Origin of the sequence: Rhizobium bangladeshense (assembly GCF_017357245.1) — a bacterium.
In the GTDB taxonomy this organism is placed as follows: Bacteria; Pseudomonadota; Alphaproteobacteria; order Rhizobiales; family Rhizobiaceae; genus Rhizobium; species Rhizobium bangladeshense.
This window is the reverse complement of record NZ_CP071612.1, coordinates 2,480,295-2,501,477: the sequence shown is the minus strand read 5'-3', so window position 1 is coordinate 2,501,477 and position 21,183 is coordinate 2,480,295. Positions and strand designations below refer to the sequence as shown.

General features: G+C 61.1%; 23 protein-coding genes and 1 pseudogene. 12 read left to right on the top strand and 12 right to left on the bottom strand.

Translation table 11 applies throughout. The features are described 5' to 3' along the window. Positions 1–45 precede the first annotated feature (45 nt). Positions 46–729, bottom strand: a complete 684-nt coding sequence (locus J2J98_RS12205; RefSeq protein WP_207601176.1) for a DNA alkylation repair protein — start codon at positions 727–729, stop codon at positions 46–48. After that, positions 726–1,595 (bottom strand): NAD(P)-dependent oxidoreductase, encoded by an 870-nt coding sequence (locus J2J98_RS12200; RefSeq protein ID WP_207601175.1) that lies wholly within the window; start codon positions 1,593–1,595, stop codon positions 726–728. Before J2J98_RS12200 ends, J2J98_RS12205 begins: the two co-directional genes overlap by 4 nt. Before the next feature lie 163 nt (positions 1,596–1,758). Between J2J98_RS12200 and J2J98_RS12195 the strand changes: the two are divergent. The 7 genes and pseudogenes from J2J98_RS12195 (at position 1,759) to J2J98_RS12165 (ending at position 5,945) form a co-directional block, all read left to right on the top strand. Then, positions 1,759–2,129, top strand: a pseudogene (locus J2J98_RS12195) (hypothetical protein). A gap of 397 nt (positions 2,130–2,526) precedes the next feature. Further along, entirely contained in the window at positions 2,527–3,702 is a 1,176-nt protein-coding gene (ssuD, locus tag J2J98_RS12190) for an FMNH2-dependent alkanesulfonate monooxygenase (RefSeq protein ID WP_207601174.1), read from the top strand. A gap of 275 nt (positions 3,703–3,977) precedes the next feature. After that, on the top strand, positions 3,978–4,301 hold the full coding sequence (locus J2J98_RS12185) for an ArsR/SmtB family transcription factor (protein ID WP_064706090.1): 324 nt from the start codon (positions 3,978–3,980) through the stop codon (positions 4,299–4,301). Continuing rightward, complete coding sequence (locus J2J98_RS12180; RefSeq protein WP_207601173.1) at positions 4,298–4,708, top strand: SRPBCC family protein; 411 nt, start codon at positions 4,298–4,300, stop codon at positions 4,706–4,708. Before J2J98_RS12185 ends, J2J98_RS12180 begins: the two co-directional genes overlap by 4 nt. Before the next feature lie 87 nt (positions 4,709–4,795). Continuing rightward, positions 4,796–4,978, top strand: coding sequence for a hypothetical protein (locus J2J98_RS12175; RefSeq protein WP_064712681.1), 183 nt, complete (start codon positions 4,796–4,798; stop codon positions 4,976–4,978). 11 nt (positions 4,979–4,989) lie between these two features. Beyond that, a complete protein-coding gene (locus J2J98_RS12170; protein WP_207601172.1) occupies positions 4,990–5,460 on the top strand; it encodes a DUF1801 domain-containing protein in 471 nt (156 codons plus the stop codon). A gap of 50 nt (positions 5,461–5,510) precedes the next feature. Continuing rightward, complete coding sequence (locus J2J98_RS12165) at positions 5,511–5,945, top strand: DUF1801 domain-containing protein (protein ID WP_207601171.1); 435 nt, start codon at positions 5,511–5,513, stop codon at positions 5,943–5,945. 18 nt (positions 5,946–5,963) lie between these two features. On the opposite strand, the gene J2J98_RS12160 is transcribed toward J2J98_RS12165, so the two are convergent. From J2J98_RS12160 to J2J98_RS12145, 4 genes are all read right to left on the bottom strand, one after another. Then, entirely contained in the window at positions 5,964–6,440 is a 477-nt protein-coding gene (locus tag J2J98_RS12160; protein ID WP_138395372.1) for an SRPBCC family protein, read from the bottom strand. Continuing rightward, a complete protein-coding gene (locus J2J98_RS12155) occupies positions 6,437–6,778 on the bottom strand; it encodes an ArsR/SmtB family transcription factor (protein ID WP_138395371.1) in 342 nt (113 codons plus the stop codon). The genes J2J98_RS12160 and J2J98_RS12155 overlap by 4 nt, the downstream gene beginning before the upstream one ends. Beyond that, positions 6,775–7,461: a glutathione S-transferase family protein gene (locus tag J2J98_RS12150; RefSeq protein WP_207601170.1), complete on the bottom strand. Its 687-nt coding sequence runs from the start codon at positions 7,459–7,461 to the stop codon at positions 6,775–6,777. Before J2J98_RS12150 ends, J2J98_RS12155 begins: the two co-directional genes overlap by 4 nt. A gap of 101 nt (positions 7,462–7,562) precedes the next feature. Beyond that, entirely contained in the window at positions 7,563–8,381 is an 819-nt protein-coding gene (locus tag J2J98_RS12145; RefSeq protein ID WP_207601169.1) for a class I SAM-dependent methyltransferase, read from the bottom strand. Positions 8,382–8,494: 113 nt separating this feature from the next. Here J2J98_RS12145 and J2J98_RS12140 point away from each other — a divergent pair, with 113 nt between their 5' ends. Further along, positions 8,495–9,217, top strand: coding sequence for a DUF2270 domain-containing protein (locus J2J98_RS12140; protein WP_064705218.1), 723 nt, complete (start codon positions 8,495–8,497; stop codon positions 9,215–9,217). Here the strand turns inward: J2J98_RS12140 and J2J98_RS12135 are convergent, their stop codons facing one another. The 4 genes from J2J98_RS12135 to J2J98_RS12120 all read right to left on the bottom strand — a co-directional run bounded on the left by J2J98_RS12135 (position 9,218) and on the right by J2J98_RS12120 (position 12,211). Further along, the gene (locus tag J2J98_RS12135; RefSeq protein ID WP_011425678.1) at positions 9,218–9,484 is read right to left on the bottom strand and encodes an usg protein; all 267 of its coding nucleotides are present in this window, start codon (positions 9,482–9,484) and stop codon (positions 9,218–9,220) included. 206 nt (positions 9,485–9,690) lie between these two features. Next, entirely contained in the window at positions 9,691–10,521 is an 831-nt protein-coding gene (locus J2J98_RS12130; protein ID WP_064705217.1) for an ABC transporter permease, read from the bottom strand. Next, positions 10,518–11,324, bottom strand: a complete 807-nt coding sequence (locus J2J98_RS12125; protein ID WP_064705216.1) for an ABC transporter permease — start codon at positions 11,322–11,324, stop codon at positions 10,518–10,520. The genes J2J98_RS12130 and J2J98_RS12125 overlap by 4 nt, the downstream gene beginning before the upstream one ends. 113 nt (positions 11,325–11,437) lie before the next feature. Beyond that, entirely contained in the window at positions 11,438–12,211 is a 774-nt protein-coding gene (locus tag J2J98_RS12120; protein WP_064705215.1) for a transporter substrate-binding domain-containing protein, read from the bottom strand. A 331-nt stretch (positions 12,212–12,542) separates the two neighbouring features. Between J2J98_RS12120 and J2J98_RS12115 the strand changes: the two genes are divergently transcribed. Further along, the gene (locus J2J98_RS12115) at positions 12,543–14,714 is read left to right on the top strand and encodes an OmpA family protein (protein ID WP_207601168.1); all 2,172 of its coding nucleotides are present in this window, start codon (positions 12,543–12,545) and stop codon (positions 14,712–14,714) included. A gap of 90 nt (positions 14,715–14,804) precedes the next feature. On the opposite strand, the gene J2J98_RS12110 is transcribed toward J2J98_RS12115, so the two are convergent. Together J2J98_RS12110 and J2J98_RS12105 are read right to left on the bottom strand one after the other, a co-directional pair. Next, positions 14,805–15,563 (bottom strand): alpha/beta hydrolase, encoded by a 759-nt coding sequence (locus J2J98_RS12110; protein ID WP_207601167.1) that lies wholly within the window; start codon positions 15,561–15,563, stop codon positions 14,805–14,807. Between the two features lie 54 nt (positions 15,564–15,617). Next, complete coding sequence (locus J2J98_RS12105; protein ID WP_207603120.1) at positions 15,618–17,393, bottom strand: cytochrome c biogenesis protein DipZ; 1,776 nt, start codon at positions 17,391–17,393, stop codon at positions 15,618–15,620. A gap of 345 nt (positions 17,394–17,738) precedes the next feature. Between J2J98_RS12105 and J2J98_RS12100 the strand changes: the two genes are divergently transcribed. The 3 genes from J2J98_RS12100 (at position 17,739) to J2J98_RS12090 (ending at position 21,069) form a co-directional block, all read left to right on the top strand. Beyond that, a complete protein-coding gene (locus J2J98_RS12100; RefSeq protein WP_138395365.1) occupies positions 17,739–18,791 on the top strand; it encodes an alpha/beta fold hydrolase in 1,053 nt (350 codons plus the stop codon). Between the two features lie 218 nt (positions 18,792–19,009). After that, positions 19,010–19,750: a response regulator gene (locus tag J2J98_RS12095; RefSeq protein ID WP_138395364.1), complete on the top strand. Its 741-nt coding sequence runs from the start codon at positions 19,010–19,012 to the stop codon at positions 19,748–19,750. Next, positions 19,747–21,069, top strand: a complete 1,323-nt coding sequence (locus J2J98_RS12090) for an ATP-binding protein (RefSeq protein ID WP_138395363.1) — start codon at positions 19,747–19,749, stop codon at positions 21,067–21,069. Before J2J98_RS12095 ends, J2J98_RS12090 begins: the two co-directional genes overlap by 4 nt. The last annotated feature ends 114 nt before the right edge of the window (positions 21,070–21,183 follow it).

The following is a 21,183-nucleotide window of genomic DNA, read 5'->3' as shown; positions in this document are numbered from 1 at the left end:
CAATGACGATGAGGCGAAAGCCTCAGCCTTGGGCGCGGCAACGCTTTACTTCAGCCGGGCCAACAGCTTTTCGCCGCTCAGCTCCCTGACCGCGTCCGTGCCGATCCAGCGGGCGGTTTTATCGGGACTTTCGGCCAGAAGCTCCGCCAGCCCCAGCGCCGGCCCGTAGCAGGCGCGATTGCGCTTGCCGATACTGCGTAGTGCCCAATTGACCGCCTTGCGAACGAAGTTGCGGGAATCGCCCGAATGCGCCTCGATCAGCGGCAGCCAGGCGAGAATGGTTGCGTCGGCCTCGTCCTTCCGATGGACAGCGGCGCCGGCGATCATCGCGAATGCGGCGCGACGGACAAATTCACGCTCGTTGGCAGCGAATTCCGGGATGAGCTCGTCCAGGCGCGCCTCAACGAAGAGATCGGCGGCGCAGTCGACGATCTCCCAGGAATTGAAATCATCGGCCCAGTTTCTTGCCTCGTCCACCGTCAGCCGCTTCGGCTCGGCCGTGTAGAGAGCGAGCAGGCGGGCCTCGCGGATATGGCTTTGCCAGAGCTGCGTTGCCCTGGCGTGATCCCTCTTCGCCAATCTGGCGACCGCCCTGATGTTGGGATTGGAAATGCCGAGGGCGCGGCCGGTGACGATGCCGAACCGCGCCATCCCGGCTATAGCCTCCTCCGAGCGCAGCGTTTCGAGATGCGCGATCAGTTCAGCCGGATCGGAGGAGGGACCGATCATTTCTCGAGCCGGGCGAGCAGCGAGGATGTGTCCCAACGATTGCCGCCCATTGCCTGGACGTCGCCGTAGAATTGGTCGACGACCGCAGTCACCGGCAGCGTGGCGCCATTGCGGCGCGCTTCCGCAAGCACGATGCCGAGATCCTTGCGCATCCAGTCAACCGCGAAGCCGAAATCATATTTGCCTGCATTCATGGTCTTATGGCGATTTTCCATCTGCCAGGAACCAGCAGCACCCTTGGAAATCACTTCAACGACCTTTTCGATGTCGAGACCAGCCCGCTTGCCGAAATGCAGCCCTTCGGCAAGTCCCTGGACGAGACCGGCGATGCAAATCTGATTGACCATCTTGGTCAACTGCCCGGAGCCTGCCGGCCCCATGAGGCCGACCATGCGGGCATAACTTTCGATGACGGGCCTAGCGCGCTCGTAAACCGCCTCGTCGCCGCCGCACATGACGGTCAGGACGCCGTTTTCTGCGCCGGCCTGGCCGCCGGAGACCGGAGCGTCGATAAAGTCGACACGTCTTTCCTTTGCCGCGGCATAGAGTTCGCGAGCAACCTCGGCGCTGGCAGTGGTGTTGTCGATCAGCACAGCACCGGGCTTCATGCCTTGCAGGGCGCCGTTCTCGCCTGAGGTCACCGACCGGAGATCTTCATCATTGCCGACGCAGACGAAGACGAAATCGGCACCTTCCGCCGCCTCGGCCGGAGTGGGGGCGGATTTGCCGGAGAATTTATCAGCCCATACCGCGGCCTTTTCGGCGGTACGGTTATAGACGGTGACATCATGGCCGCCCTTCGTCTTCAGATGACCGGCCATGGGGAAGCCCATGACGCCGAGACCGATAAACGCGACTTTTGCCATATGTCCTATCCTTATCCTGAGTGAGAGGCCCTGAGGATTAACCGAAACGGCGCAAGCAGAAAAGCCGTGAAGACGGACTTCCTTCCGGTTGGCGCATATGAGGCTGGTCGCCATTTTGCCGAGCCCTAGATGGGAACGAAAGATAATGTTTGCCAGGGGTGACATGAACGAAATTCCGGTGATCGAGCCGCGCCGCAAGGGCCGCAGCGCACGCAGGCAATGCTCATTCCGTCGCGGCAGATGGTCGAGGGGCAGATTCGACTGGCGCCTGAGGGTGTTCTCACCGAGGCCGGCGTCCTGCGCCGCCGTCTTGCTGCGCATTACGGAGCGGATGCCTGCTGTCCGGTGACGGTGCAGCGGCATCTGCGTGCGATCGCCGAACTGTCCTTCGGCGCGATGGAGAAGGGCGAGCCGGTTTCGGTGGTGACGCCATATTGGCGCATGGTTGATCCGGCGAGCCTGCTCGCCAAACGTCTTGCTGGCGGTCCCGTCTTCATTCGCGAGCGGTTGGCCGCCGAACGCCGGGAGCGGTAGCGAGACGAGAGGGCGCGTGGAACTCCGTCTGTTCGTGATTCCGGGCGAGTTTGCGGAAGGCGGCATGGGGATAGCCCTCACCACATCAAGCGCGAAAAAATATTCCGCGAAGGGTACAACAATGGCAAACTCATATTATCGATATAATCTCTAGTCTATGTCAGTATTTCTGCGAACGGAGGCCAGCTCTGGAACGGAGCGTGGTCAACCGCCGTCGACCGACAGGACGCACAAATGCTCGCGCGCAGACAGACGCCCGACCTTCTTCTCGCTGCCACCGCGCCTCTTCCAGGCATTCGCGCGGCGGCGGTGTGCTGCCATGTCAGGCATATGCCTGCTCGCCAAGACGCTTGCGGCGCGAGCTGATCTTCGAATTTCGCAGCAAAGGACTGTTTTCATGACCGCCACCTTCGATCCCATCAATTTTCTCTGGTTCATCCCCACATCGGGCGACGGCACTTATCTCGGCTCCTCCGACCTGAACCGGGCGCCGGAAATCGGCTATCTCACCCAGATCGCGCAGGCAGTAGACCGGCTCGGTTATTCCGGCGTGCTGTTGCCGACCGGGGTGGCGTGCGAGGAATCCTTCGTGACGGCAGCCGCACTTGCGGCAAAGACCGAGAAGCTGCAGTTCCTGGTGGCGATCCGCCCAGGCACGGCATCGCCTGCCTATTACGCGCGTCTTGCGACTACGCTCGACCGCATTTCCAACGGCCGCCTGCTACTCAACATCGTTGTAGGCGGCAGCCCGGCGGAGCTTGCCGGTGACGGCATCCATCTCGAGCATGACGAGCGCTATGCCCATGCCGAGGAGTTTTTCACCGTGTTTGAAGAGCTGCTGGACAAGGGGACGGCGAGCTTCGACGGCAAATACATCAAGGCGACCAATGCGCGCCTCGGCTTTCCATCGGTGCAGAACCCGCGCCCGCCGCTTTATTTCGGCGGTTCGTCGGATGCTGGCATCGACTTCTCGGTCGGCCGCGTTGACAAGTACCTGACCTGGGGCGAGCCTCCGGCGCAGGTGGCCGAGAAAGTCGCTAAGGTCCGCAAGGCGGCTGCCGAGCGCGGCCGCGAGGTGACCTTCGGCATCCGCCTGCATTTCATCGTCCGGGAAACCGATGAGGAAGCCTGGGAGGCGGCCGAGCGGCTGATCCGCCATCTCGACGACGATACGATCCGCGAGGCGCAGGAACGCTTCGTCCACGAATCCGACTCGGTCGGGCAGAAGCGCATGGCCGCTCTTCACGGCGGTCGCCGCGACAAGCTTGAGGTCTCGCCGAACCTCTGGGCCGGTATTGGCCTGGTGCGCGCCGGCGCAGGCACCGCGCTTGTCGGCTCTCCGAAGACGGTGGCCGCCCGCCTTCGCGAATATCAGGAACTTGGCATCGATACAGTGATCGGCTCCGGCTACCCGCATCTCGAAGAGGCCTATCGTGTGGCCGAATTGCTCTTCCCGGAACTCGGCATCACCCGCGAGCAGCAGCGCCTTGCCTTCAACAATGAGTTCGGCCGCAAGCAGATCTTCGCCGGCGGCAGCCATGGCGGCAACCTGAAGGTCATCTCGGGCTCCTGAACCCTAACAAAGATACAGGCTTGTATCGCCGGAAGCCGACTGCGGCCTCCGGCATTCTTTTCCTGTTGGTTGCCGTCAAGGCTGCCGGTTCGTATTTACGCATAGCCGATTAGCTATACCTGATGTATTCATATTTTTTCGCTTGTTGCCTCCGCTGGCAGGTTGGCGATAGAGTTTCCTTTTCGTGGTTTGCAGGGCCTCCTGTCCGTGGCTTGACAGACGTATGCCTCCATGGCTATAGATTGATTCATAGCTGAACAGGTATGGATCTCCAAATGTCGGACATTCAGGACGTGCTCTTCAGGACGCTTGCGGATCCCACCCGGCGCGCGCTTTTCGAGCGGCTGTGCCGGGAAGGGGAGAAGACGGTCGGGGCCTTGACGGCGCAGGCCGGCGTCTCACAGCCGGTCGTTTCGAAACATCTGGGGCTGCTGAAGCAAGCCGGCCTGGTGCGCGATCGCCATGAGGGGCGGCAGACCCATTATAGCGCGCAGCTCGGCGCGCTCGCGCCCCTCGTCGACTGGACGAGCGAGATGGCCGGCTTCTGGCAAAGCCGCTTCAATGCGCTCGAAGATTTGCTGAAGAGGATGGATCAATGACTGACATATCGACCGAAACACGTTCCGTCGTTATCGAGCGGGAGATGTCTTTCCCCGCGGAAAAGATCTGGCGGGCGCTGACTCAGCCGCACCTGATCCAGGAGTGGTTGATGAAGAGCGACTTCAAGCCGGTCGTCGACCATCGTTTCAATTTCAATGCCGATTGGGGCGCGGTCGACTGCCGAGTCATGGAAGTCGAGCCATACAAGACCCTCGCTTACAGCTGGGGCGCCTATGGCCTGGAAACCCTCGTGACCTGGACGCTCATGCCGACGGGCACAGGTACGCATCTGCGCATGGAGCAGTCGGGCTTCCGGACGGATCAGCGGCAGGCTTATGGCGGTGCCAGGAGCGGGTGGCCCCAATTCTTCGACAAGATGGAACAGGTGCTGGAGCAGCTTGACTGAGCCGCCGAGCCGGCGGTGCGTCGGGCTGATTTTTGAGGAGGAGGCTTCGTTGAACGGGAACAACCGTGTCCGCAGGTCCACCGTTGGCTGTCCATTGCCTTTACGCTCGCTGTCATAGCCAATATCATCCCCATGATGCAGGAGCAGTCGGCGCTCTGGATTGGGCCCTTGGCGCTGCTGCCGATCGGCCTGCTTCTCGTTACTGGTCTCACCTTTTTTGTGCTGCCTTATGGCGCGAAACAGCGCGACGTGGGACGCATCGGCGGATAGGAGGAAACGCTATGACGGGCAGAACGACGAAGGGCGCGGAGAAGGTCACGAAAAAGGCTGCCGCCAAACCGGCAGTCGCGGTACCGAAGCTTCTGTCGGGCGGTAACCCCCAAATTCCTAAGGGGTACGGCGATGCGCCCGTGCAAGCCTACATCGCCGCAATGCCAGGCTGGAAAAGTGAGATCGGGCGTCGCCTTGATGCGCTGATCACCAGAACCGTTCCCGGCGTTTCCAAAGCGGTTAAATGGAACTCGCCCTTTTATGGAATGGAAGGGCAGGGTTGGTTCCTCGGCGTCCATTGCTTCGCAAAATATGTCAAAGTGGCTTTTTTCAACGGCGCGTCGCTGCATCCTCTGCCGCCAGGCGAGTCCAAGCAGAGAGAGGTGCGCTACCTCGACATCCGTGAAGGCGACGCGTTCGACGAAGAGCAGATCGCCTCCTGGGTAGAGCAGGCGAGCCGATTGCCCGGCGAACGGATGTGAGGTTTTGATGCGCGGCGTCGGAGAACGACAAATATGAGGAAGGCATAACGATGAAGAAGACCGATGTCGGGGACGGAAGCGGGCAAGCCTCTCCCTCTCAATTGATCGATGCGAGGATCGAGGAGCTCAACGATTGGCGCGGCGAAATGCTCGCGCGGGTCCGAACGCTCATCAAGGAGGCTGAGCCTGAGGTGGTCGAGGAATGGAAGTGGCGAGGCGTTCCGGTGTGGGAACGCGCCGGCATCATCTGCACCGGTGAGACCTATAAGAGCGTGGTGAAGCTTACTTTCGCCAAGGGGGCCTCGCTTGAGGATCCGAAAGGCCTTTTCAACTCCAGTCTCGAAGGCAGCACCCGGCGCGCCATCGACTTTCATGAAGGTGATGAAATCAACGAGGAGGCATTGAAGGCGCTTATTCGAGCCGCCGCAAAGCTGAATACGTCTGCGCAGGCGGCGGGCTCGCGGAAGAAATCGAGCAGGGCGTGATACTTCATCCGGCCGGGCTTAATGGATCGGGCTCGTCTCGCGCTCGAGGAAGAGCGTAAGATTATCGAGGCCGATCTCGGTGCCCTGAAGACGGGCTCCGTTGTCGGCGTAGCCGTCTAGGAAGACCACCTGCTCGGTGAACACCATCCTCGTGCCGCCGGCCTCGGCTTCGAAGGCGACGGTGGCGAGCGAGGCGGAAATTCGGGATTCGCCGAGCTTCATATCGTAGGCATAGATGATGCGGTTATCTGGCACGATATCAATGTAGTGGGCGTCGTAGGCGTGCAAAAGTCCGTCCGTGTCGGCCACATAGTTCTTCTCAGCGCCGCCGGGGCGGAAATCGAGCGCGTATTCCAGCGGCACCCAATCGCCGTGGCAGGCGAACCATTGGCGTTTGGAGTCCGGCGTCGACCACGCGCGGAAGACCCGGGCGACAGGCGCCTTCAAGCGGCGTTCGATCACGAAGGAGGTATGTTCGGCAGAACGTGTCGTCATTCTGGAAGGGTCTCCGTTTCATCGGCGAGAAGTCGGTCCAGCCTATCAAAGGCCCCGGTCCAGCGGGTCTTTCGCTGTTCCACCCAACGGTCAATTGCGGCGAGGGCGTCCTGCTGCAGGCGGTAGGTCCGCACCCGGCCGGATTTTTCGGAAAGCACGAGCCCGCTCTCCTCCAGCACCTGGAGATGTTTCATCACGGTGGGCAAGGCGACGGCGAGCGGCGCGGCGAGTTCGGTGACGGACGCCGGGCCGCGGCCGAGGCGATCGATCATGCCGCGGCGGCTGCGATCGGAAAGCGCGTGGAACATGCGGTCGAGATCGGCCTGGCTTTCGATCATTCTGCCGCATCCCGGAAGCGAGCCGGCAGCTTTTCATGATAGGGATAGAACCTGAAATAGGGGCGGGCCTCTTCCAGCGCCCTTGCGAAGGACGAGCGCGCCAGCAGCCTGTTGTAATAGGCGCGAAGCTTCGGCTGCTCCTCACAAAACGGGACCAGCGTCTCGGCATAGAAGAGCGCGGGAGCCGCGGCGCAATCAGCCATGGTGAAGGCCTCGCCTGTTACCCATGAGCTTTCGCCTAGCTGCTTTTCGATCATCGCATAGGCAGTTGTAAGCGTCGCCCTGCAGGCGGCCACCTCTATCTCGTCTGCGGTTCCCTCGGGACGGCGGCGATGGCTGACGATCGTCTGCATTGGCGCCTGGACATATTGGTCGAAGAAACGGTCCCAGAGGCGGACCTGCAGCGCACGGTCGATTTCGAGCGGCAGCAGGCGCGTGGGACCGGAGTAATAATGGTCGAGATATTCGATGATTATCGTCGTTTCGGGGATGGTGCTGTCGCGCGCTTCGTCCCTGAGCAACGGCATCTTGCCGATCGGCCAGAAGCGGAAGAGATTGGCGCGCGAAACCTCATCGGAAAGGTCGACGAGACGATTTTCAAAGGGCGTCGCGTTTTCATAAAGCGCGATCAGCACCTTTTGGCAGAAGGAGGCGAGCGGATGCCCATAGAGCACGAGCGACATGCAGCGACCTTTCCTGTTCGGTATAAACTTTACCGAACGACTAAGTATCAGGTCTGAAAGCGCTGCGCAACAGATACTTCGCTAATCATGCAACTATTCTCTCAGCCGATATACCGCGCGATCACCAGATGGCCTGGTGTCGGCTGGCCGTCTTCCATGCGAACGTTGATATCCGATAACTCGACCAGTTCGAAACCGGTGGCGGTGAGGCGCTCCCTTACATAGGCACCGGCATGAGCGAAGCGCTGGTGCGGGCCAACCATGTAGGCGCGGCCGGCAAGTGTCGCCTCGGGCAGGGTTTCGGAGGAGAAGATGAACAGGCCGCCTGGCATCAGGTTTTCGGCGGCGCCGAAGAAAAGCGGTTCGAGCGCACCGAGATAGGGCAGCACGTCTGTGGCGGTGATGATGTCGAAGGCGTCCTCGTCATTATCCTCGAGGAAGTCCTCGACCTCAGCGACGAAAAGCGTATCGTAAAGATCCTTCTCGTGGGCAAGCTCAACCATCTTCTCCGATATGTCGATGCCGGTCATATCATCGCAGAGGTCGCGCAGAGCGCCGCCGGTGAGGCCGGTGCCGCAGCCGAGGTCGAGCAGCCGCTTGAAAGGTCCGAGCTGCAATTGCTGCAGGCGCTGGCGCACCAGCATCGGCACGTGATAGCCGAGCTGCTCGACGAGCACGTCCTCAAAGACTTCGGCATGCTGGTCGAACAAGGTCTCGACATAGGCATCCGGCGCCTTGGCCGGCATTTCGCCGCGGCCCATCGCAGCGATGCGAACGGCGGCTCCGCCGTGGTCGTCGGGATCGATCGCCAAGACTTCCTCGTAGGCCGCCACGGCCGCATCGACATCGCCTGATTTCTCCAGCGCCAATGCGCGGTTATAGGCCTCGGCAAGGGCTTCTTCGTCGATCTTCTTTGCCATAGCGGTCCGTGTCCTTTTGTTGCAGGCATGGCTGTAAGGCGGCTTTCAGTGTTTTGCAATGGCGCGGCTACCGGCGCAGAATGGCCGAAAAGAAACCGACTGGAGGAAATGCCATGAAAGCGGAGCAAGACAGGCTGCTACCGGCAAGGGAAGGAGAGGGCGAGCGCCCCCTGCTTCCCACGACGCCGGGCGAGATCACCAACACGCTCATCCATTATTACCGCGGCGAACTCGGGCGCATGACCAGCTGGCGCGATCGCATAGATCGGACGTCCAATTGGGCAATCACGGTGGTGGCTGCGCTGCTCTCGGTGTCGCTATCGACGCCGACCTCGCACCACGGGGTGCTGCTGTTCGGGGTTATGCTGATCACACTGCTGCTGATGATCGAGGCGCGTCGCTACCGCTTTTTCGACATTTACCGGGCCCGTATCCGTCAGATCGAGCGCTGCTATTTCGCGCAGATTCTGGCGCCCAACCCCAATGGCGGCAGCGAATGGGCTGCTGTGATCGCCGGCAGCCTGCGTCGTCCGCGCTTCTTGTTGAGCTATGGAGAGGCAATGCACCGCCGTCTCAAACGCAATTACGGTTGGATGTATTTCATCCTGCTGCTTGCATGGTGCCTGAAGATTTCGACGCCGAAACTGCAAACAGAGGGCGCGCCGGCACTGCAGGCGCAGTCATGGACCTATGTCATCGACAATGCCGTGCTCGGACCCGTTCCCGGCGTCGCAGTCATCGCGGCAGTCGTCGCCTTCTACATCGGCATCCTCTGTTTTGCGCTGCGTCCGGATCGCGACGAGGGCGAATTCGGCCATGGAGAAGCGCATGTCTGATCAGTGCAGGATGAACTCGCCTTTCAGCGCCCGCCACTCGGTTGCCGAGATCAGCTTGCGGTGGACGTAGCGCACCGAATGCAACGGTCCGTCGAGCTTTTCCTGCCAGAATTTCAGAAATCCGCGCATTTCGGGAAAATCGGGGGCGAGGTCATAATCCTGCCAAACGTAGGTCTGCAGGATCGTCGGGTGATCCGGCAGGTGATAGAGGATCTGCGCGGTTGTCAGACCATAACCCTGCAGTTGCTTTTCCATATCTTTGTGCATCGTATTCAGCTTCTTCTCGTTCGCACTCGCGCTTTATTAGCGCCACGTGAAATGGAAGCACGCGAGTGGTTAACGCAAGCTTAACAGATACGCTGCGGGAGAAGTATTCTTTTTATTTTCAATGGTTTGGCAGCATGTAGAAGCGAGTGCTGCCAAGCTGATGCGCGTCGTCATCCGAAAACTGCGACGCACTTGGGCACCGTGCATCACCGCTTCAGATGCCGCGTCAGGCGACGCTCGATCCAGGCCCAGAGATGGCGCAGCGCCTCAACGATGGTGAGGTAGAAGATCGCCGCCCAGAGATAGGTCTGATAATCGAATGTGCGAGAGAAGGCGTAGCGGGTCTCGCCCATCAGGTCGAGCACGGTAATGATAGCAACGACCGCCGAGCCCTTGATCAGAAGGATGATCTCGTTGCCGTACGGGCGAAGCGCCACAATGAAGGCCTGCGGCAGGATGATCTTGCGGAATGCTATAGTCTTATGGATGCCGAGGGCTGCTGCTGCTTCGCGCTGTCCGTGCGGTACGCTTTCGATTGCGCCGCGCAATATTTCCGCTTGATAGGCTGCAGTGTTGATGGTCATGGCGAACAGGCCGCAATACCAGGCGTCGCGGAAGAACCACCAGAGACCGAAAGCTTCCAGCTGAAGGCGGAACACGCCGAGGCCGTAATAAACCAGGAAGAGCTGGGCGAGCAGCGGTGTTCCGCGGAAGAAGTAGATATAGCCATAGGAAAGCCAGTTCAGCAGCCTGTTTTTCGACAGGCGTGCCATGGCAAGCGGCAGCGACAGGATGGCACCGCAGACCACCGAAATGGCAACAAGGCTGAGCGTCACCCATAGGCCGTGCAGATAACGCGGCCCGTAGCGGGTGAACTTCTCGATATCCCAGCCATTGATGACGGTGAAGATCAGCAGCGCGGCCAGCAAGGCCCAAAAACCGACGAAGATATAGCCGGCGAGGCGCGCCGCCGTCATCGGCTTCGCCGCTTCATGTGGGGCGGGCTGCGGCGGGATCAATGTTTCGGCGTAACTCAACGGCGGATCTCCGAACGCTTGGCCCAGCGATCGATATAGGTGAGCAGGAAGGAGGAGAGGATGGCGAGCACCAGATAGAGACTGCAGGCGATGCCGTAAAAGAAGAAAGGTTCCTTGGTCACGCGCACCGCGACATTTGTCTGGCGCAGGATATCGGCAAGGCTAATGATCGAGACGTAGGACGTGTCCTTCAGGAGCACCATCCAGAGGTTCGTGAGGCCGGGGAGCGCAATGCGCACCAACTGCGGCAGAACGATCAGGCGGAGCGTGCGGCCGCGATGCAGACCGAGCGCATCTCCGGCTTCGTACTGGCCCTTGGGAATGGCGCGGAAGGCCGAGAGCAGCACTTCCGAGCAGTAGGCGGAAAATACGACTGACAATGCGATCACGCCGGCCAGGAAGGCGTTGATTTCGACCGGCGGTCCGACATAGCCCGCAAGCTCCAGAAGGGACTGGATGAGCATCTGCATACCGTAATAAATGATGAAGAGCGTCAGAAGCTCCGGCAGGCCGCGGAAGATCGTCGTGTAAATGCCTGCCGCCAGCCGCAGCGATCCTTCTTCCGACTGCTGGCCGAGCGCGACGAGGAAACCGATGACGAGGCCGATTGGCAGGGTGACGATCGCCACCGATACGGTGACCTGCAGGCCGAGGGCGATCTCGTCACCCCAGCCGGTGTCGCCACAGGCAAGGATCGTCGACTGACCCAACCAGGTGAAGATGCCAACGGGTCCGCATAGCGGATCGAAAATGTGCACAAGTGAGCTCCAGAAGGAGCCGAGCGCGGAAAACAATCCGCCCATCCGAGAATTCCCCTCACGGCTTTTGCCGTTTTGATCTTGCCACCTTTGTCAAACAAAAATGGCGGAAGAGCAAGCCTTCCGCCATTCGCTTGATCGGCCAGATACCGAATTTCTCAGTCGCCGTAAACGTCGAAATCGAAGTACTTGTCCTGGATCTTCTTGTACTCGCCGCTGGCGCGGATCGCTGCGATCGCCGTGTTGAGCTTTTCCTTCAGCGGATCGCCCTTGCGGATGGCGATGCCTGCGCCTTCGCCGTTGATTTCCTTGTCGACCGGCAAGGTTGTCAGGATCTTGCAGCAGGCGCCGGCGTCGGACTTGACCCATTCGGAAAGAACGACGACGTCGTCGATGACGGCATCGACGCGGCCGCTGGAAACGTCGAGCTTGTATTCGTCAGCCGTCGGATAGAGCTTCAGTTCGGTGTCGGCGAGGTGCTTCTCGGCGTAGTTGGCGTGCGTCGTCGAGGTTTGCGCGCCGATCACCTTGCCCTTGAGGCCAGCGACGTCTGATATCTTGGAGTCCTTCGGCACTGCGATCGCCGGCGGGGTGTTGTAATACTTGTTGGAGAAGTCGACGAGCTTGAGGCGCTCCGGTGTGATCGACATGGAGGAAACGATCATGTCGAACTTCTTGGCATTCAACGCAGGGATGATGCCGTCCCAGTCGGTGCTGACGAAGGAACATTCGGCCTTCATCTCGGCACAAAGCGCCTTGGCGATATCGATGTCGAAACCCTGGATGGTGCCGCTGGCATCGACGAATTCGAAGGGCGGATAGGTCGAATCTGTGCCGATCACGTATTTCTCGCCCTCGGCCATAGCCGAGCCAGCGAAGAGCGACATTGCCGCGATCGAGGCTGCCGCGAAGATACGGGTGGAGTTAAACATGAGGATCCTCTCTGTTGGTGGCCGCTGCCTGTTCTTGTCTTGGACTCACGGCCGCAATTCAACGGTGTCGACACCGCCTTGTAGCGATAATCAGACTTTTTTTCATGGAATTGCAACACAAATTCCAGCGCAATTGTGCAGTGCAAATAACAGGCGAGATGAACGAAAGCAGACTGCAACATTCACGGGAGGTTAATCCAGGGCTTCCTAGAACCGGAACAAATCGGCGGGTTGGCGCTTAGCCATTTCGCCGTTTCGCCTCATTGCGAAGCTAGGGGCGAACCAAGGCCTGTCGGCCTTTAGGAAGCTCAAACAGGATCGAGGAAACCCGATGGGCAAGAAATCAAGATTGTTTGCAAGCGCAGCTTTCCCGCTGCTTTCTATTTCGCTGGCGCTGCAGCCGGCATCGGCAATGGCTGCCGCACGCGGTGCTGCGACCGAGGCTGCAGCCGTGCTGCAGATTGAACAGGGCAGCTTCGAAGTGGCGCAGGACGCGCCCTCCGAGGAGGAGCTCTTGAAGAAGAAGCGCAAGCAGAAGGAGGAAGCTCCGGCTGAACAGGCGCCGGCCGCCAAGCAGCCGAAGGAGGCGCCCGCTGAAGAGCCGAAGGCTGAGCGGAAGGAGGCGCCTGCGCCCGAACCTAAGGCAGAGCCGGAACCGCCGAAGGCCGAAGCGCCGAGGGAGGAGCCTGCGCCCGAAAGCAAACCGCAGCGGAAAGCCAAGCAGGCAGCTCAGCCGGAGGCAGAGCCGCAGCAGGAAGAGCAGCCAGTAACGCAGGAAAAGCCGAGAAAGCCGAAGAAGCAGGAGACGCAGCAGGCCGAGCCGGAGGCTCAGCCGGCGCCGGAGCCGCAGCCGGCCGCGAGGGAAACTCAGCCCGAGACAGAGCAGGCCCAGCCCGAGGTCAAGCCGGAGGGCAGCAAGAAGGGTCAGGACAAGGCCCAGAGCCGAGACAAGGGAAAGGCTAAGACCGAGACTGCCGCTCCGGAGGCGGTGACGCCGGCCGAGGAACAGGCCACACCGGCAATCGAGCCGGAGGCAAAACCCGCTGCCGAAGCGCCAGCCAAGAAGCCGAAGAAGGGCGAGGCTGCAGCACCGGCGGTTAAGCCAACAGAAGACAAGGCGGCCGCTCCTGATGCTGCGCCCGCCGAAACGTCCACGGAGGGCACGGCTGCAAAACCTGCCGCCAAACAGCCCGCCGCCGAGCAGCCCGCCGGCGAACAGCCCGCCAGCGGACAGTCGGCTGCGCCCGCCACCGACACGGCTCAGCCGCTGCCGGATGCCAGCGGCGGACAGCAGGTGGAGCAGGCAATTCCGGCGCCGGAAAAGGTTTCTCCAGAGGAGCTGGAGCGCCGCAAGCAGATCGCCGCAGATCCGGCCAAGAGCAACGAGACCGTCGTGCTGCCGGTCGAGAACGGTGCAGCCGTGCTCGACAGCGACAAGGATGCCGAGCGCAGCAAGGGGCGGGAAGGCCGCCTTGACCGCGACAAGCTGCGCGCCGAGAGCCAGGAGGTAAAGGTGCCGACCTCGGACGCCGATGCCCAGGCTCCCGCCGCCGCTGCGGCGCCGGCAATAAAGCTCGAGGCCGTGACCAGCGAGAAGGGCACGAGGCTTGACACGCGGCCGCAATTTGCCCGTCCCGAGGGGGCGCGCATCGACGACCAAACCGACGATAACCGTGTGATCATCCAGTACAACAATCAGGTGATCGTGCGCAGTGACGACGACAGACGGTTCTTGCGCGACGGCGAACGGCCGATCTATGAAGAGTTGCCTGACAATCGCTATCGCGAGACCATCACGCGGCCAGAAGGCTATCGTATCGTGACGATCCGCAACCGCTACGGCGACATCATCCAGCGATCGCGCGTAGATGCCCGCGGGCGCGAATACGTGCTCTACTATTCGCCTGATCTCTATGAGGATCCGGATCGCGGTTATTTCGAGGACCCGGGCGCCGATCTGCCGCCGATGCGGCTGCGCGTCCCGCTCGAGGACTATATCATCGACACCAGCAGCGATCCGGACCGGGACTATTACGAATTCCTCAGCGAGCCGCCCGTCGAGCAGGTGGAGCGTGTCTATTCGCTCGACGAGGTGAGGTATTCCGCCCGTATTCGCGATAAGGTGCGCCGCATCGACCTCGATACGATCACCTTCGCCACCGGCAGCGCCGAGATCCCCATGACCCAGGCGCGCACCTTGCGCAAGGTGGCAGACGCAATCAACAAGGTGCTTGAGAAGGATCCGAGCGAGACCTTCCTAATCGAAGGCCACACAGATGCGGTCGGCTCCGACCAAAGCAATCTGATCCTCTCCGATCAGCGCGCGGAGTCGGTCGCCAACGTGCTCACCGACGTCTACGGCATCGCGCCGGAGAACTTGGCGACGCAGGGTTATGGCGAGCGTTACCTGAAGGTCAACACGTCGGGTCCCGAACAGGAAAACCGCCGCGTCACCATCCGCCGCGTCACGCCACTGGTGCGCCCGGTCGCCGCTAACCAATAAATGCATCTGCCCCTCCCTCGCGCGCGAGGGAGGGGCGCTGACTTCCGCATCTCTCCTGCCGGAGAGGCGATGTAGCCATACCTTGCCTCTCTACTTCCCGGCTTTTGTAGCCGCCTTTTCGATGACGTCGGCGACTTTTTCCGGTTGTGAGGCGAAGACGGCGTGGCTGGCTCTGATTTCCGTCACTTCGCTGCCTGCTCGTTTTGCCATGTCACGCTCAAGCTCCGGATTGATGGAGCGGTCCTCGGTGGCGATGATCGACCAGCTCGGCTTCGTCCGCCATGCCGGCTCTCCGATCTTTGCCGAAAAAGCCTGTTTGGAGGCGAAGACCTGCGACCTTGCCAGGAAATCGGCTTCGGCCTTCGGCAGGTCGGCTGCGAAAGCCGCGGCGAAGGCGCCGGGGTCGAGATAGAGATATTTGCCGTCCTTCGTTTCCTTGATGTCCATGCTGCCTGCCGGCTTCGAACTCGCCAGGTTCAGCAGGCTCTCGCCCTTGTCCGGCTGGAATGCCGCGACATAGACGAGGCCCGCGACGGCGGGATCGTTACCGGCTTCCGTGATAACCATGCCGCCATAGCTGTGGCCGACGAGCAGGACCGGTCCGGTCTGGAGGTCGAGAACCCGCTTCGTTGCGGCCACATCGTCGTCGAGCGAGGTGAGGGGCTCCTGGACGATGGTGACGTTGAAGCCGCGTTTTTCGAGGATTTCCGTCGCCTTGCGCCATCCCGAGCCGTCCGCCAGCGCGCCGTGAACGATCACGATGTTCTTGACCGCGGCAGCCTCGGCTTCGAAGGCGATTCCGGCTGTGGCAAAGGCAAGGCTTGCGATGAAAGTCAGATGCTTGTTCATGGAGTCACTCCTTTGTTTCGATAGTGATGGTCTGGATGCCAAATGGTCTCGGGTTCAGCCGAAGGTGAAGGCGTATGCCTGGACGCGCGGATCGAGAAACCGGATTTCGAAGGTGCGGGCTGCGACGTTGCCGGCCTGGCGAACGAGCTGGTAAAGCCGCGTTGCGGTGACCGTTCCGTTGCCGTCGGCATCGATGTCGGAGCCGTGATCGGGTCCGGGGGCCTTGCCGTCTATCCTGACCTGGAAACGGATCGGTTTGGTGTCGGCGCCGGGTCCGAGAACGAGATGCAGGTCGCGGGCGCTGAAGCGGTAGGCGATGCTGCCGCCCGGCTGGTCGAGCGTTGCTTGATCCTTACCGATGGTCCAGGTGCCGGACAGGCCCCATGCGTTGATGCCGGGCTCAGTGATGGAGTAGTTTTGCGGTCTATCGGCCTGCAGCCCTTCGGGCGAGACGAAATTCGCGGCCTGTCCATAGCCGAGGTAGGTCTCGCCGGAGCGGACATTGGCGAGATCGGGAGCGGCTTCCACGCCCTTGGCATCGGGCGCTACCGGTGGCGTTTCAGTCATCTGGCTGCCGGCTTCGCGCAGCAGATCCTGGATGGCTTTTTCAGTCCTGCTGTAATTGCCTTCGCCGAAATGGTGATACCGGATCTGGTCATTGGCATCGATCAGATAGGCGGCAGGCCAGTAGCTGTTTTCAAAGGCGCGCCAGATTTTGTAATCATTGTCGATCGCAACGGGATAGCGGATTTGAAAGTCGCCGACGGCCTTCTTGACGTTATCGATCTTCTTTTCAAAGGCAAATTCCGGAGCGTGCACGCCTATGACGACGAGTCCTTGATCGGCATATTTTTCCGCCCAAGCCCTGACATAAGGAATGGTGCGAATGCAGTTGATACAGGAATAGGTCCAGAAGTCGACGAGCACCACCTTGCCCCGCAGTTGCTCGGAGGTCAGAGGCTTCGAGTTCAGCCAGTCGACCGCGCCGTCGAACGAAGGCGCATAACCTTCGATGGGCAGATCACTGCGGAAAGGCCTCTTTGCATCGCTCGCGGGAAGGATCGCGTCATTGCTCGCCACCTCAGAGGGCGTGCCGCCGGCCGGCTTGGCGTGCAGCCTGTCCAGCACGGCCTGTTCCAGCGAGGCGGTGCTGGCATAGGAAAGGCGCGCCAGCAGGCTGGTGTCGAGACCGAGCGCGATGACGGTAACGCCTGCCAGCACGGCAGCGCCGACCACTTGGCGAATTCGGTCGCCGATGCCAAGCGAACGCTTTATCGTAGCGAAGATTTTGCCGCCGACAAGCAAGGCGACCGAAAGCGAGGTCGCAGCGCCGGCGGCATAGGCGATCAAGAGGACGGTCGTCTGCAGATTGGCGCCCTGCAATGCCGCGCCGGTCAGCACGAGGCCGAGAATCGGGCCGGCGCAGGGCGCCCAGAGGAGGCCGGTGGCGACGCCGAGGATGAGCGCGCTCTTCACTGTCGGGGCCGCGAGTCCCCCGCCACCGGCATTCATAAGATTGTTGCCGAGATTGACGATCGGGCGGGCAAGCGTGCTTGCAAAGCGCGGAGATAGCAGGCTCGCTCCGAAGAGCGCGAGCAGGACGATCGCGGCAAGGCGGCCATATTCATTGGCACGGATCGCCCAGCCGCCGCCCACCGCGGCTAGCGTGGCAACGAGCGCGAAAGTGGCGGCCATGCCCACCAGCATCGGCAGAGTGCTCTTGACGAAAGGTTGGCCGGCTCGGGCGAAGACGAAGGGGAGGATGGGGAGGATGCAGGGGCTGAGAATGGTCAGCACGCCTCCGAGATAGGCAATGATCAGCAATGTCATCATCGTTTCCTTTGAAACCGATTGATCGGGCTCTGGACGGCGATGGGCCTGAACCAGCAACGGGGCGATTTAGCCGGCCGGAGGTATCCCGGATGTGTCTGGTCTGGCGGGAAAATGTACCGAACTATTGCGCTGGGGCGTCGCCGATACAAAAGGATACAAACTGTCGTGCCGGCAGAGGCGGCGGCAGCCGGCCGGACGTCCTGCCGAGGCAGCGCGATTGTATCGGAATGTATCTCGGAAGGCGCAGGTTACACTCGCATTCAAAAAACGCAGCCTGTGACATACGGGCGATACAAGCTGAACGCTTTCTGAGCACCGTGATCCATTCGACAGGAGAAACCGATGTCAGAGCAAATCAACCACCAACGCCGCCGTTTCTTCGGCATGACGGCAATTGCGCTTGCGGCCGTCGAATTCGGCGTCGCCGGCACCGCCGCCGGCCAGCCGGTGCCGGCCTCCCCCGCAGCCTTGCCCGAGGTGAAGGCCGGAACCAACACGAGCTTCGAAGCGCTGAAGCAGATCAAGACCGATGTGCTGGATATCGGCTATGCCGAGGCGGGCAAGGCGGATGGCCCGGTCGTGTTGCTGCTGCACGGCTGGCCCTATGACATCTATAGCTTCGTCGACGTCGCGCCGCTGCTTGCCTCTGCCGGCTACAGGGTCATCGTGCCTTATCTCCGGGGCTACGGCTCGACCCGCTTCCTCCATGAAAAGACGCCGCGCAATGGCCAGCCTTCGGCTCTCGCTGCCGATATGATCGCCCTGCTCGACGCGCTTGGGATCGAAAAGGCAGTCATTGCCGGCTACGACTGGGGCGGACGGACCGCCAACATCATGGCGGCGCTGTGGCCGGAGCGCTGCAAGGCGATGGTATCGGTGAGCGGCTACCTGATCGGCAGCCAGGAAGCCAACAGGAAGCCGCTGCCACCCAAGGCTGAACTTGCCTGGTGGTACCAGTTCTATTTCGCGACCGAACGCGGGCGTCTCGGTTACGAGAGCAATACTCACGATTTCGCGAAGCTCATCTGGCAGACGGCATCGCCGAAGTGGAATTTCGACGACGCGACCTTCGACAGGTCGGCGGCCGCCTTTGACAATCCCGATCACGTTGCGATCGTCATTCACAATTATCGCTGGCGTCTGGGGCTTGTCGAAGGCGAGGCGAAGTATGATGCCTATGAGAAGAAGCTTGCTGCCTTGCCGATGATTTCGGTGCCGACGATCACGATGGAAGGTGATGCAAACGGTGCGCCGCATCCGGAGCCCTCCGCCTATGCCGGTAAATTCTCCGGCAGATACGAGCACCGCACGATCGGCGGCGGCATCGGCCATAACCTGCCGCAGGAGGCGCCGCAGGCCTTTGCCCAGGCGGTCATCGACGTCGATCGCTTCTGATTGGCGCTAGAACAGCATGATTTTAGGCCGAGACCTAAAATCTGAATCCTGTTCTAAGTTAACAGTTAGAGCATGGTGTCGTCCGAAAACAGCTCACACTTTTCCGCATCATGCTCTGGAGGCTCGTTGCTCGGGCCGGCGGAATATGCGTAGGTCGCGTCCGGCGCCTCGACATTGTGAACGAGGCGGGGCGCGGCCGTAATGGAAATGGGGCAAATATGGATCATGTCGATCACATCCTGATCGTCGACGACGATCGTGAAATCCGCGAGCTGGTCTCGGGCTATCTGCAGAAGAATGGCCTCAGGACCAGCGTTGCCGCCGACGGCCGCCAGATGCGCAGCTTTCTGGAAGCCAATGCCGTCGACCTGATCGTGCTCGACATCATGATGCCGGGCGACGATGGGTTGGTGCTGTGCCGCGAATTGCGCGCCGGCCGGCACAAGGCGATACCGATCCTGATGCTGACGGCCCGCACTGACGAGATGGACCGGATCCTGGGTTTGGAGATGGGCGCCGACGATTATCTTGCCAAGCCCTTTGCCGCACGCGAGCTTCTCGCCCGCATCAAGGCGGTGCTGCGGCGCACGCGCATGCTGCCTCCCAACTTCCAGATCAGCGAAGCGGGACAATTGCTGACCTTCGGCGATTGGCGGCTCGATACGGTCGCCCGTCACCTTCTCGACAAGGACGGGACCGCGATTGCGCTGAGCGGCGCGGAATACCGCCTGCTTCGTGTCTTCATCGACCATCCGCAGCGCGTGCTCAACCGAGACCAGCTTCTGAGCCTGACGCAGGGCCGCGACGCCGAGCTCTTCGATCGCTCGATCGATCTTCTCGTCAGCCGCCTGCGGCAGCGTCTGGGGGATGATGCGCGCGAGCCGACCTACATCAAGACAGTGCGCAGCGAAGGTTATGTCTTCTCGGTTCCCGTCGAAATTTCGGAGCCGCGCCGATGAAGGCGGGAATGTCGATCCTGTCGGGCCTGATGTGGCCGAGAACGCTCAGATCGCGGATTTTTCTGATTCTTTTGGTTGGCCTGGCCTTCGCCTATGGGCTCTCTTTCAGCGTTCTCTACATGGAGCGCTACATGTCGGCCAAGGCGGTGATGCTCGGTACGCTGGAAAATGACGTCGCAACATCGATTGCCGTTCTTGACCGGCTTCCGGCAAGTGAGCGCGGCGACCTTTTGGACTGGCTGAGCCGCGGCAACTACCGTTTCGAACTCGGGCCTGGCCTGGCCGGTGTGCCCGACAGCTCCAGCAAGGCGAGAGAGATCGCAGGAAAGATAGGGGCGGCTGCGGGGCATCGCTTTCCGATCCGAATCGAACGGATTCCGGGCGAGGTGAACCGGCTGCAGGCGCATCTGACGCTGAGCGACGGAACTCCTCTGACGATCGATGTCACACCGAGAGGCGTCATGCCGATCGCCGCATGGCTGCCCTATGTGTTCGCGATCCAGATGGCGCTGCTTATCCTCTGCACCTGGTTTGCGGTCCGCCAGGCGATCCGGCCGCTCGGCAAGCTCGCCGCTGCCGCCGATGCGCTCGATCCTGACAAGGACGGTCAGGCTTTGAGCGAAGCCGGGCCGAGCGAGGTGGCGCATGCGGCAAGAGCGTTCAATGCGATGCGGGAGAGGATCGCCCACTATCTCGAGGAACGTGTGCAGATATTGGCGGCGATCTCGCACGACCTGCAGACACCGATCACCCGCATGCGGTTGCGCGTCGACATGGCAGAGGATTCACCCGAGAAGGAAAAGCTGGTGCATGATCTCGCCGAGATCCAGCGTCTCGTCCAGGACGGTATTGCCTATGCGCGCAGCGCCCGCGGCAGCGGGGAAAAGAACGCTCGAATCGATCTCGCATCGTTCATCGACAGCATAGCCTACGACTATCAGGACACTGGAAAGGCCGTCACGGTCGTCGGGTTGGTTGAAGGCGCCGCCTTCACCAGGCCGCATGCCCTTCGCCGCATCCTGTCGAATTTCATCGACAATGCGTTGAAATTTGCCGGCGCCGCGGAGATCAGCGTCGAGCGCGGTGCTGACAACGCAGTCGTTATCAGCGTCATGGATCGCGGACCCGGCATTCCGGATGATATGCTCGAAGCCGCGATGCAGCCCTTCTTCCGGCTCGAGCACTCCCGCAACCGGGAGACAGGCGGCACAGGTCTTGGACTAGCCATCGCCCAGCAGCTGACGGCCAAGATCGGCGGATCTCTGAGGCTCTACAATCGCTCCGGCGGCGGGCTGGTGGCTGAAGTCACCATTCGGTGATGTCGGCGACCGTTGGAAACGTCGCAATGTTTTGTACGGGAAAATGTCATGCGTGCCGGATGCTACGTTCTGTGACATTTCGGCCGTTTCCAGAAACATTCCGGATATATCGGT

Bases quoted from the DNA above. Each gene is read 5' to 3' on its own strand.
- J2J98_RS12180 (WP_207601173.1), top strand. From the start codon at position 4,298: ATGACTGACATATCGACCGAAACACGTTCCGTCGTTATCGAGCGGGAG.
- J2J98_RS12145 (WP_207601169.1), bottom strand. From the start codon at position 8,381: ATGGCAAAGAAGATCGACGAAGAAGCCCTTGCCGAGGCCTATAACCGC.
- J2J98_RS12100 (WP_138395365.1), top strand. From the start codon at position 17,739: ATGTCAGAGCAAATCAACCACCAACGCCGCCGTTTCTTCGGCATGACG.
- J2J98_RS12160 (WP_138395372.1), bottom strand. From the start codon at position 6,440: ATGACGACACGTTCTGCCGAACATACCTCCTTCGTGATCGAACGCCGC.
- J2J98_RS12105 (WP_207603120.1), bottom strand. From the start codon at position 17,393: ATGACATTGCTGATCATTGCCTATCTCGGAGGCGTGCTGACCATTCTC.
- J2J98_RS12140 (WP_064705218.1), top strand. From the start codon at position 8,495: ATGAAAGCGGAGCAAGACAGGCTGCTACCGGCAAGGGAAGGAGAGGGC.
- J2J98_RS12110 (WP_207601167.1), bottom strand. From the start codon at position 15,563: ATGAACAAGCATCTGACTTTCATCGCAAGCCTTGCCTTTGCCACAGCC.
- J2J98_RS12155 (WP_138395371.1), bottom strand. From the start codon at position 6,778: ATGATCGAAAGCCAGGCCGATCTCGACCGCATGTTCCACGCGCTTTCC.
- J2J98_RS12200 (WP_207601175.1), bottom strand. From the start codon at position 1,595: ATGGCAAAAGTCGCGTTTATCGGTCTCGGCGTCATGGGCTTCCCCATG.
- J2J98_RS12150 (WP_207601170.1), bottom strand. From the start codon at position 7,461: ATGTCGCTCGTGCTCTATGGGCATCCGCTCGCCTCCTTCTGCCAAAAG.
- J2J98_RS12170 (WP_207601172.1), top strand. From the start codon at position 4,990: ATGACGGGCAGAACGACGAAGGGCGCGGAGAAGGTCACGAAAAAGGCT.
- J2J98_RS12165 (WP_207601171.1), top strand. From the start codon at position 5,511: ATGAAGAAGACCGATGTCGGGGACGGAAGCGGGCAAGCCTCTCCCTCT.
- J2J98_RS12095 (WP_138395364.1), top strand. From the start codon at position 19,010: ATGGATCATGTCGATCACATCCTGATCGTCGACGACGATCGTGAAATC.
- ssuD (WP_207601174.1), top strand. From the start codon at position 2,527: ATGACCGCCACCTTCGATCCCATCAATTTTCTCTGGTTCATCCCCACA.
- J2J98_RS12090 (WP_138395363.1), top strand. From the start codon at position 19,747: ATGAAGGCGGGAATGTCGATCCTGTCGGGCCTGATGTGGCCGAGAACG.
- J2J98_RS12125 (WP_064705216.1), bottom strand. From the start codon at position 11,324: ATGGGCGGATTGTTTTCCGCGCTCGGCTCCTTCTGGAGCTCACTTGTG.
- J2J98_RS12115 (WP_207601168.1), top strand. From the start codon at position 12,543: ATGGGCAAGAAATCAAGATTGTTTGCAAGCGCAGCTTTCCCGCTGCTT.
- J2J98_RS12135 (WP_011425678.1), bottom strand. From the start codon at position 9,484: ATGCACAAAGATATGGAAAAGCAACTGCAGGGTTATGGTCTGACAACC.
- J2J98_RS12205 (WP_207601176.1), bottom strand. From the start codon at position 729: ATGATCGGTCCCTCCTCCGATCCGGCTGAACTGATCGCGCATCTCGAA.
- J2J98_RS12185 (WP_064706090.1), top strand. From the start codon at position 3,978: ATGTCGGACATTCAGGACGTGCTCTTCAGGACGCTTGCGGATCCCACC.
- J2J98_RS12120 (WP_064705215.1), bottom strand. From the start codon at position 12,211: ATGTTTAACTCCACCCGTATCTTCGCGGCAGCCTCGATCGCGGCAATG.